The organism is Actinocrinis sp., assembly GCF_035938995.1.
In the GTDB taxonomy this organism is placed as follows: Bacteria; Actinomycetota; Actinomycetes; order Streptomycetales; family Catenulisporaceae; genus DASZGI01.
The window spans coordinates 22,509-31,546 of the sequence record NZ_DASZGI010000421.1 but is presented as its reverse complement, the minus strand read 5'-3'; the positions used below and the strand labels follow the sequence as shown (position 1 = coordinate 31,546).

Genomic DNA, 9,038 nt, shown 5'->3' with positions numbered 1-9,038 from the left:
CGGCTGCTGACCCGCTTCCTCGGGGTCATCAACGAGGTGCTCGACGAGGGCACCCCGATCGAGGTGGCCGACGGCGCGCTCGAGCCGCTGGGCCTGCCGATGTCCCCGTTCGTGCTGATGGAGCTGGTCGGCCCGGCCGTCGCGCTGCACGTCTCGGAGACCCTGAACGCGGCCTTCCCGGACCGCTTCTCGGTCTCGGCGAACGTCAAGCGGCTGGTCGGCGCGGGCAAGCGGGCGTTCTACCTGCCCGGCACGCAGACCCTGGACCCGGAGGTCGAGGCGCTGCTCGAGGTCGGCGACAAGCCGTCGACCGCCGAAGAGGTGCGCGACCGGGCCCTGGCGGCGATCGCCGAGGAGATCGACCTGATGCTCAAGGACGGCGTCGTGGCCGAGGCCCAGGACATCGACCTGTGCATGATCCTCGGCGCGGGCTGGCCGTTCCACCTCGGCGGCATCACCCCGTACCTGGACCGTTCCGGCGTGTCGGAGAAGGTTGCCGGCCGCCGCTTCCTGCCGGTGGGCCTGGCGTCCCTCCCCGCCTGACGCACCGACAACACGTGTGGCCCCGGCCGGTCGGCCGGGGCCACACGTGTCACGCCCTAGGCCACGAGCCAGCCGTGCAGGGTGATCTGCGTCGTCCAGAGCAGGAGCGCGGCGCCGACCGCGATCACGATGACCTGCTGCCAGATGCGCCGGCTGATCAGCGCCGCGACGATGAGCAGCGGGAAGAGGGCGCCGATGTAGCGCGGCATCGAGGTGAACTTCTGCGACGTGACGCCGAGGATGTACATCGGCAGCGTCCACGCCAGGTACGAGACCGGGAGCTTGCGCGCCAGGACTGGCAGCAGCGCGGCGCTCAGCACGAGCACGACCGCGATCATCATCGCCACCTGGTGCCCGTGCGGGGTGTCGTACCAGACGATGTGGAACGAGCGCTTCGGGCTGTTGACGATCGCGGCGCGGTTGGTCTTCACCGTCTGCTCCTGGAACGGGAGCGTCCAGGAGCCGTAGCGGTATTTCGAGTAGCCGAGGAACGCCGCCAGGCCGGCCACCGGAGCGGCGGTGGCCGCCGCGTTCTTGGCCACGAGCGCCGGACGCCATCCTGACGCGCGCGCCGTCCGCAGCCCTTCGACCATCCCCGGGATCGCCAGCAGCAGTCCGGTCGGCCGGGCCATCCCGCTCATAAAGCCGACCGCGGTCGCCACCCACAGCCGCGGCGGGCGGTCCGAATACGAGCGCACGGCCAGGAAGTAGACCACGGCGAGCGCACCTGCCAGCGGCTCGGTGTACGCCATCACCAGCGCGTATCCGCCTGGCACAAGCTGCGTGAGCCACGCCGCGCGGCGGGCGGCACCCCGGTCGCCGGTCTCCCGGATCACCAGCCGGTGCACCAGCGCGCCGAAGACCAGGGCCATCAGCCAGGTGAAGCCGAACAAGACGAAGGTGACGGGGATCCGGGTGACCGTGGATATGCCCGCCGCGGTGTACGAGGTGAGCGGAAAGAAGTGGACCAGGACCCCGGCGTGGTCGTAGCCGTTGTGCGCGATCAGCTCATACCACTTCGTGTCCCAGTCGAACAGACCGCCGAGTGGGTGCTTGGGGTTGATACGCCAGGAGGCCAGACAGACGATCAGGTGGCCGACCAGCCACGCGGGCAGCGTCGCCACCAGCCCGTCGGCGAACCATCCGCCGAACCGTCGCCTGGGCGGAGCCGTCGCCTCGACGAGGGCGGGCGATATCTCGAGATCGTGGGTCACGGCCGCCGCCTTCAGGCGGAGACGGTCTCGTCCGCGGGCTTGGTGCTCTGACGGGGCGTCAGCGGCGCGTCGCGGCCGGTACCGGCGGGGGTGGCGCGCTTGGTGTCGCCGCCCTCCTCGTGGTACTCCTCCTCGACGTTGACCGACCACACGTCGTGCTTCGACCCGGTGCGGATGTTCTCCGCGGTCAGCAGCGCGGTGAGCATCGAGTGGTCCTGGTTGTTGTACCGGTGCATGCCGTTGCGGCCGACCGGGTGCACGTTCGGCACCTCGGCGTCCAGCCAGGCCCGGATCACGTCGAGGTTCTTCGCGTAGCGGTCGTCGTATACCGGGTACGCCTTGGGCATCCGCACGACGTAGCCCTTTTCCACGCTGCCCGGCTTGATCAGGCCGAGCTTCTCCAGCTCCGCGGTGCCCAGCTTCACCAGGTCCGCGTCCGGGGTGCTCCAGACCTCGTCGCCCTCGTTCACGAAGTACTCAAGGCCCAGGCAGGTGCGCCCGTCCTGCACCAGATACGGCGACCAGGAGCCGAAGTTCTGGATCCGGCCGACCTTGACGCCCGGATCGTGGATGTAGATCCAGTTGTCCGGGAACCCGGCCTCCAGCGGCACCACCAGCGCGATGGTGAGGAAGTCGCGGTAGCGCAGGTCGTCGGCGGCGGCGAGCACGTCGGCCGGGGCGGCCGGCTCCATCATCCGCACCAGCGCCGAGATCGGGGTGGAGGAGACCACGTGGTCCACCGGGACCTGCGAACTCTCCCCGTCCTTGCTCTCCACGGACACGGACACCGCGCCCTTGCCGTGCTCCCAGTACACCTTCTGCACGCCGGTGTTCAGCTCGACCGTGCCGCCCTGGGCCCGAACCTTGTCGGTCGCGGTCTCCCACATCATCCCGGGCCCGTACTTCGGGTACTGGAACTCCTCGATGAGGGAGGTGATGTCCTTCTGGTTGCGGCTCGGCAGCAGCGCGTTCTTGATCGCCCCGAACAGCGACAGGTTCTTGATACGCTGCGCGGCCCAGTCGGCGGGAAGATCCGCGGTGCTCATCCCCCACACCTTCTCGGTGTAGGTCTTGAAGAAGATCGAGAACAGCCGCTTGCCGAACCGGGCGGTCACCCAGGCGTCGAAGTGCGTCTGGTCCTTCGGCGGGAAGATCCGCGCCGCCGTGTACGACCCGATGCACCGCGCGGCCTCCACCACGCCCAGGCCCTTGAGCGCGTTGCCGGCCTTGAGGGGGTAGTCGAACAGCTTGCCGCGGTAGTAGATGCGGGACATACGCGGACGCAGCAGGAAGTCCTCGTCCGGCAGGATCTCGTGCCACAGCGACTCGACCGTGGCGACCTTCGTGAAGAAGCGGTGGCCGCCGATGTCGAAGCGCCAGCCGTCGCGCTCGGCGGTCTGCGAGATCCCCCCGACCACGCCCTCGGACTCGAAGACCCGCACCGGGTACTCGTGCTTCGACAGGTCGTAGGCCGCGGTGAGGCCGGCCGGTCCGGCACCGATCACGACGGTCGCGGGCTTGGTTTCGTCAGGCTTGGTCATGGCGTCCACAAGCAGCAGATTCTTTCAGGCGAGCCGAAGGCGCAGCGTGGCCTGCAGGTAACGAAGTGTTCCCGCACTGCAACAACTTAACGAAGGCCGGATGAATGAAGCCTGAGGTGGCGGGCCAGGCGCAGGTCAGCCTAGCGCGGAGCGCGCAGCAGCCGCGACCCCGTCACCGGTCAGCCCGACCGCCTTGAGAATCGACGCGCGCTTGCCGTGGTCCAGGAAGCGCTGCGGAATGCCCACCACGCGCACCGGCACGTTCACGCCCGCGTCCTGCAGGGTCTGGGTGATCGCGACGCCGACTCCGCCGACGCGGCCGTTGTCCTCGACGGTGACGACCGCGCGGTGCGAGCGCGCCAGGGCGATCAGAGCGGGATTCACCGGTTTGACCCATCGAGGGTCCACGACCGTCGCCTCGATGCCCTCGGCGGCCAGGATCTCAGCCGCCTCCAGCCCCTGCACCGCCATCGGCCCGGCGGTGACGATGAGCACGTCCGCGGTGTCCCCCTCGCCCCCGCGCGGCGCGCGCAGCAGGTCCAGGCCGTCTACCCGGTCCACCGCCTCGATCTCGGGTCCGACCGCGCCCTTGGAGTAGCGCACCACAGTCGGCCCGTCGTGCACGTCCACAGCCTCGCGCAGCTGGGCGCGCACCTGGGCGGCGTCCCGCGGAGCGGCGATCCGCAGGCCGGGGACGACCTGCAGGATCGACATGTCCCACATGCCGTTGTGGCTCGCGCCGTCGTCGCCGGTGATCCCGGCGCGGTCGAGCACGAAGGTGACCGCCGCCCGGTGCAGCGCGCAGTCCATCAGCACCTGGTCGAAGCAGCGGTTGAGGAAGGTCGCGTACACGGCGAACACCGGGTGCAGGCCGCCGAACGCCAGGCCGGCCGCGGAGGTGGCGGCGTGCTGCTCGGCGATGCCGACGTCGTAGATGCGCTCGGGGTAGGCCTTGGCGAACTTGTGCAGGCCGACCGGGATCATCATCGCGGCGGTGATGCCGACCACGTCGGGCCGTTCGTTGCCGATCTTGACCATCTCGTCGGCGAAGGCGTCGGTCCAGCTCGGCCCGGCGATCTGGAACGGCAGGCCGGTCTCCGGGTTGATCACGCCGATGCCGTGGAAGTGGTCGGCCTCGTCGTCGAGGGCGGGCTGGTAACCCTCGCCCTTGCGGGTAAGACAGTGCACGATGACGGGGCCGCGGAACCCCTTGGCCCGGCGCAGCGCGGCCTCGACGGCGATGACGTCGTGCCCGTCGATAGGGCCGATGTACTTCAGGCCGAGATCCTCGAACATGCCCTGCGGGGCGACGATGTCCTTCAGGCCCTTCTTCATCCCGTGCAGGGTGTCGTAGATTGCCGGGCCGACCACGGGGGTCTTGTTGAGCGTGCCCTTGCCCCAGGACAGGAACTTCTCGTAGCCCTGCGTCGCGCGCAGCGTGGACAGGTGCTCGGCCAGGCCGCCGATCGTGGGCGCGTACGAGCGCTCGTTGTCGTTGACCACGATGACGACCGGCCGGTCCTGCGCGACCGCGATGTTGTTCAGCGCCTCCCAGGCCATGCCGCCGGTGAGCGCGCCGTCGCCGATCACCGCGACGACCCGGCGGTCGGTCTGCCCGCGCACCTGGTAGGCCTTCGCGATGCCGTCCGCGTAGGAGAGGGCGGTGGAGGCGTGCGAGTTCTCCACCACGTCGTGCTCGGACTCGGCGCGGCAGGGGTAGCCGGAGATCCCGCCCTCCTGCTTGAGCTTGGAGAAGTCGTGACGCCCGGTCAGGATCTTGTGCACGTAAGCCTGGTGTCCGGTGTCCCAGACGATGGTGTCGCGCGGGGAGTCGAAGACCCGGTGCAGCGCGATGGACAGCTCCACCACGCCCAGGTTCGGTCCGAGGTGGCCGCCGGTCTTCGTGACGCTCTCGATGAGGAAGTCCCGGATCTCGCGGGCCAGCCGGTCCAGCTTCTCGCGGCTGAGCCGGTCCAGGTCGCGCGGTCCGTGCACCGAGCTGAGCACGCTCTCCGGCAGCGACACGGGTGGCCTCCTATCCCCCTCGCGCGACGAGGGTCCGAACGGTGATACACACGGTCTGTCCCGCGGGCCGGGCCGAAGGGTGTCACCGGCCTTACGCAACCCGCAGTTCATCGTCCCCTACCCGGCGCGACGGCGCTCGCGGGCGGCACACCGGATCGGACGAGGCTCCGAGTCTAATCGCCGAGCGGTCGGCGTCCCGGGCCCGTGCGGGACCTCCACATGATCTTCACCTGAATCCCGCTCGCACCGCGGGATCGGGTCACCAGCCGCCGGCCTGGGCCGCGGGAAGGCCCGCCACCAGCGGCGCGAGGGCGCCGGGCGGGTCGTTGAGCAGCGGGCCGAACGCCCGCTCCGCCGCACCGACGAGCGTGGAGTCCGGGCCGAGCCCGGGCGCCACGAGCCGCACCTGCTCGCGCGGGGCGACGAGCCCCGAGGTGCGCAGCGTCGCGCGCAGCTGCGGTTCCACCGCCGGCAGCATGTCGCGCAGCAGGCCGCCGAAGACGACCACCTCGGGGTTGAAGATGTTCACCAGGTTGCCGACGCCGATGCCGAGCCATTCACCCACATGACGGATCGCGGCGATCGCGCGCGCGTCGCCTCCGGCCGCCGCGGCGACGACCGCGGGCACCGTGGAGCGTGGGCCGTCGGGGTGCCCGGCCGCGTCGAGGATGGCCTTCTCGCCGATCTCGGTCTCCCAGCAGCCGCGGGCACCGCAGCGGCACAGCCGCCCGGCCGGGTTGACGACCATGTGGCCGAGCTCGCCGCCATAGCCTCCGGCGCCGCGCAACGGCTCGCCGCCGACGATGATCCCGGCGCCGACGCCCACCTCGCCGGTCAGATAGACCGCGTCGGTGGCGCCCGCCGCCGCGCCGCGCACGTGTTCGGCCAGCGCGCCGAGGTCCGCGTCGTTGCCGATCGCGACCGGGGCGTGGATGCCGTGCTGGCCGAGGACGGTGCTCAGGGTCTCGCCGAGCGGCGCGTCGACCCAGCCCAGGTTCGGGGCGAAGCGGACCAGGCCGTCCGTGTCGCGCACCACGCCGGCGATCGCCGCGCCGACGCCCACGCATATCGCGTCCGCTCCAGCACGGGTGAGCATCTCGCCGGTGAACCGGCCCAGGTGCGCGGCGACGTCGTCGAGGGCATAGTCGCCGCGCGGCCGGTAGAGCTCGCGCCGGTCCAGGATCGCTCCGCCGAGACCTACCCGGGCGGCGATCAGGTAGTCGACGCCGATGTCGAACGCGAGCACGTACACCCGCTCGGACCGGGGCACCACCACCAGGGAGGGGCGTCCGGCCCCGGCTCCGGCCCCGCGCGCGGGCAGTTCCTCGCGCACCAGGCCGGAGCCCACCAGGTCGGCCGTCAGCGCGCCGATGGTCGAGCGGTTGAGCTGCATCACGGCGGTGAGTTCCGCGCGCGAGGTCGGCCCGTGTACGTGGACGTACCGCAGGAGGGTCGACACGTTGTGCCGACGCACCTCGTCCTGCGTCGCTCCGGCGTGCGCGGCGCTCATCTAGGCTCGGCCTTCCGTATCGGTGTCTCCGTACGCCTCCGGTCCGGTGCTGATCACGCCCCCGTCTTCTTGTTGAGCCGGAAGATCACGGCGAGGAGCCGGGCGAAGCTGCCGGAACCGGCGCCGGAACCGCGGCGGGAGACCGCGTCGAAGCCGGCGGCGATCAGCAGGACGAGGCCCGTGACGATCTGCTGCCAGGCCGCGGAGTTGCTCGACTGGATCAGGTTCGACATGCCGTACGCGATGACCTCGACCACGAGTCCGCCGATGACCGCGTCCACCACTCGGCCCCGGCCTCCGAACAGGGAGGTTCCGCCGATGACGGCCGCGCCGACGGCGAGCAGCAGGGTGTTGCCCGCGCCGGCGTCGGACTGCACACCCTCGGTGAAGGAGGCGGAGAGGATGCCGGCCAGGGCGGCCATGGTGGAGCAGATCACGAACACCGAGATGCGGATCCGGTCGACCCGGATACCGGCGCGGCGCGAAGCCTCGTCGTTGCCGCCGACGGCGTAGACGTGCCGGCCGTAGCGGGTGCGGTTGAGCACGAAGGTGAGCAGCACGAACAGGACGAGGATCACCACGACGACCCAGGGCATGCCCTCGGACTTGGACCCGGCGAAGAACGCGCTCTTCGCCACGAGGCTGCGGTTGATGCCCATGTAGTAGATGAACGCGCCGCCGAAGGCGGCGAGCGCGGCGACCTTCAGGGCGGTGATGGACAGGGGTTCGGGGGTCAGGCCGTTCCTGCGCCGCGCCGCGCCGGTGCGCACCTTGAGCAGCGCGTATCCGGCCGTGAACGCCGCCAGGATGGTCCAGCCCAGCCAGATCGGGACGAAGTCGTTGTTGCCGCCCTCCAGGCCGATCAGGATGTTGTCGTGCAGCTGGATGGCCGCCGGGCCGATCAGGATCAGCGTGACGCCCTGGAAGCCGAGGAAGGCGGCCAGCGTGATGACGAAGGACGGGATGCCGACCTTCGCCCGCAGCCAGCCGATGAAGAACCCGATGACGACGCCGGTGCCGATCGCGGCGAGGAAGGTCAGCCACCAGGGCTGCCCGTGTCGCGCCATCATCACGGCCATCAGCGCCGCGCAGACCCCGGAGGCCGTGCCCGCGGACAGGTCGATCTCACCGAGGAGCAGGACGAAGACCAGGCCCATCGCCATCACGATGGTCGGCGCGCCGTCCGCGACGATGTTCTCGACGTTGTACGCGGACAGGAAGCCCTGGTGCACGATCACGAAGAAGATGACGAGGACGATCAGGCCGAGCAGCGCCGGAATCGAGCCGGTCTCGCCCGACCGCACCCGCTGGACATAGGATTGGGTGTAGTCGGCGAGGTTCGTGGGCTGCGCGTCCTGCCCGGAGGACTGGATGTCTGTGGTGGTCGGCGCGCTCATAGTGCGGCTCCGTTCGTGGCCTCTGCGAGCCCGAGCCCGAGGTTGCCGGAACGGCCTGCCGTGATCAGCTCGACGATTTGGGTGTGGGTGATCTCGGAACGCTTGACCTGCGCGGCCATCCGCCCGAGGTAGAGCGCGGCGACCCGGTCGGAGACCTGGAGCACGTCGTTCATGTTGTGCGAGATGAGGATGACCGCCAGGCCCTTGTCGGCGAGGTTGCGCACCAGCCGGAGCACTTCGGCGGTCTGCGCGACGCCGAGGGCGGCCGTGGGCTCGTCGAGGATGACGATCTTGGAGTTCCACAGCACGGCCTTGGCGATCGCCACGGTCTGCCGCTGGCCGCCGGAGAGGCTGGAGACCTTCTGGCGCACGGACTTGACGGTGCGTACGGACAGCGAGGCGAGCGTGTCGCCGGCCAGCCGTTCCATCACGCCCTCGTCGAGGGTGTTGCGCGGGGTGGTGCGCTCGCGGCCGAGGAACATGTTCTGGACGATGTCGAGGTTGTCGCACAGGGCGAGGTCCTGGTAGACGATCTCGATGCCGAGGGCCGCCGCGTCGCGCGGAGTGTGCACGTGGGCGGGCTGGCCCTCGAAGAGGAATTCCCCGGAGTCGGCCTGGTAGGTACCGCCGATGCATTTGACGAGGGTCGACTTGCCCGCGCCGTTGTCGCCGACGAGGGCGGTTACCTCGCCCTTGTACGCCTCGAAGTCCACGCTGTGCAGGACCTGAACCGGGCCGAAGGACTTCTCGACTCCGATCAGCCTCAACGCAGGTGTGCTCGTGTCGGGTGTAGTGCTCAACGTTCTAC

At 70.1% G+C, this 9,038-nt stretch carries 7 protein-coding genes; 1 reads left to right on the top strand and 6 read right to left on the bottom strand.

What is annotated here, in order from left to right; all coding sequences use genetic code 11:
* Window positions 1-543, top strand: a 543-nt coding sequence (locus VGZ32_RS28490) for a 3-hydroxyacyl-CoA dehydrogenase family protein (protein WP_326889331.1), incomplete at its 5' end; no start/stop codon positions are given.
* Window positions 544-599: 56 nt separating this feature from the next.
* Here VGZ32_RS28490 and VGZ32_RS28485 read toward each other — a convergent pair.
* The 6 genes from VGZ32_RS28485 to VGZ32_RS28460 all read right to left on the bottom strand — a co-directional run bounded on the left by VGZ32_RS28485 (window position 600) and on the right by VGZ32_RS28460 (window position 9,030).
* Window positions 600-1,757, bottom strand: coding sequence for a hypothetical protein (locus tag VGZ32_RS28485; RefSeq protein WP_326889330.1), 1,158 nt, complete (start codon window positions 1,755-1,757; stop codon window positions 600-602).
* 11 nt (window positions 1,758-1,768) lie between these two features.
* Window positions 1,769-3,298: an NAD(P)/FAD-dependent oxidoreductase gene (locus tag VGZ32_RS28480; protein WP_326889329.1), complete on the bottom strand. Its 1,530-nt coding sequence runs from the start codon at window positions 3,296-3,298 to the stop codon at window positions 1,769-1,771.
* 135 nt (window positions 3,299-3,433) lie between these two features.
* Window positions 3,434-5,323: a 1-deoxy-D-xylulose-5-phosphate synthase gene (dxs, locus tag VGZ32_RS28475; protein WP_326889328.1), complete on the bottom strand. Its 1,890-nt coding sequence runs from the start codon at window positions 5,321-5,323 to the stop codon at window positions 3,434-3,436.
* A gap of 259 nt (window positions 5,324-5,582) precedes the next feature.
* Entirely contained in the window at window positions 5,583-6,833 is a 1,251-nt protein-coding gene (locus tag VGZ32_RS28470) for an ROK family protein (RefSeq protein ID WP_326889327.1), read from the bottom strand.
* 53 nt (window positions 6,834-6,886) lie between these two features.
* Window positions 6,887-8,230, bottom strand: coding sequence for a sugar ABC transporter permease (locus VGZ32_RS28465; RefSeq protein ID WP_326889326.1), 1,344 nt, complete (start codon window positions 8,228-8,230; stop codon window positions 6,887-6,889).
* A complete protein-coding gene (locus tag VGZ32_RS28460; RefSeq protein ID WP_326889324.1) occupies window positions 8,227-9,030 on the bottom strand; it encodes an ATP-binding cassette domain-containing protein in 804 nt (267 codons plus the stop codon). Before VGZ32_RS28460 ends, VGZ32_RS28465 begins: the two co-directional genes overlap by 4 nt.
* Window positions 9,031-9,038 lie beyond the last annotated feature (8 nt).

Excerpts from the sequence above, each read along its gene's own strand:
- VGZ32_RS28465 (WP_326889326.1), bottom strand. The coding sequence starts at position 8,230 with ATGAGCGCGCCGACCACCACAGACATCCAGTCCTCCGGGCAGGACGCG.
- VGZ32_RS28480 (WP_326889329.1), bottom strand. The coding sequence starts at position 3,298 with ATGACCAAGCCTGACGAAACCAAGCCCGCGACCGTCGTGATCGGTGCC.
- VGZ32_RS28470 (WP_326889327.1), bottom strand. The coding sequence starts at position 6,833 with ATGAGCGCCGCGCACGCCGGAGCGACGCAGGACGAGGTGCGTCGGCAC.